Source organism: Priestia sp. P5_B4, assembly GCF_056400385.1.
Genome location: NZ_JBFULJ010000935.1, coordinates 1 through 1,437, shown reverse-complemented (window position 1 = coordinate 1,437; position 1,437 = coordinate 1). Strand labels below are relative to the sequence as shown.

At 38.9% G+C, this 1,437-nt stretch carries 1 protein-coding gene; it reads left to right on the top strand.

Translation table 11 applies throughout. The features are described from left to right. On the top strand, nt 1-743 hold a 743-nt coding region (locus tag AC1DRF_RS27625; protein WP_477742259.1), incomplete at its 5' end, for a YitT family protein. Nucleotides 744-1,437 lie beyond the last annotated feature (694 nt).

Below are 1,437 nucleotides of genomic sequence, written 5' to 3'. Positions count from 1 at the left end.
GAGGGGTAACAGGGATTAGCATCGTCGCTTCAAACCTATTTGGCTTGCCACTTGGGGTTCTCATCGCCGTTATCAACATTCCTTTTGTATGGTTAGGATATCAACAAATTGGGAAAAGCTTTGCCATATTTTCCATCCTCGGAATTGTCTCATTAGCTGTCGGTACTAGCCTCATGCATCACACTCCAGCAATTATTGAAGGAGATACACTACTCGTAACCGTTGTTGGCGGTATTATCCTTGGGTTTGGAATGGGAATTGCACTTCGTAACGGCGGGGCCTTAGATGGCATCGATATGCTGGCCGTACTGCTTTCTCGAAAACTGCCGTTTGGAACAAGTGATCTTATTTTATTCTTAAATGCATTTGTATTTATTTTCGTTTCATTAGTATTTGGTCTGCAAGGCGCGATTCTTTCTGCAATTGCATACTTTATTGCATCCAAAGTTATTCATATCGTAGAAGTAGGGTTAAGCGGATCGAAAACCTTCCAGATTATCACTTCTCAGCCTGCGTTAATGGTAGAGACAATACGTGATCGTTTAGGTCGAAGCGCTACATACAAAGAAGCTTACGGCGGTTATTCTCATGAAAAATTTAAGGAAATCACATGCGTAATCAACCGCTTGGAAGAAAGCAAAATGAAAGAAATTATCAACGAAATTGATCCGACGGCTTTTGTTACGGTATATGACGTAGCGGAAGTTAAAGGCGGTAATTTCAAAAAGAATAATATTCACTAAGTTCACCAATCACTACATTTGTATGAACACTCTRCAATAATCCACTTTTAGGTTGGGGTGTAGAGATAAGAAAAGCAGCGTGATGTTTTACATCAGCTGCTTTTTTATATCGTAAAATCCATTTAGTACGAGGCGCCCGTTGTACAGCTAAATTGCTTAGTGGAGGGTTTTAAAACCAGATATGCTGAAATAGTGAAACGGTCAGAATTAGGGTGGATAAGGTATCAGCAGACATTAATGTGATGATTTTCCCTCGATTTTTCTCTTCATCTAACAAATCCAACAGAAAAAATCTCTGAACATAAAAGAACAGAGATTCAACAGAATGATGATTCTTATATAATACAAAGGATGACTTTTCCTGTCTCAGAAAGGTCATCTTTATCGTACCACCACAAAGGATCTGGCGCTGTGCGTTTTCTCACAGCGGGGGAAGAAAAAATCTGCTATGGTATAGAGGTCGGAGTAAACTTTCTTAATTATGTGCGCTTCTTTCATATGTATCGAACCTGCTGACTGAGATCAGCAGGTTTTTTTAAGTTACCAGCTAGCTGTCATCTTTAAGGGGGCAAGATCGGTTAATCTTTATAAACAAATAGACTTTATACCATTTTACCTATACGTAAAATAGGTTAAAATAAAGAGGTGAGGCATGGAGAGAAAAGAGTTAAATAAGAGGTGCGTAACATTATAA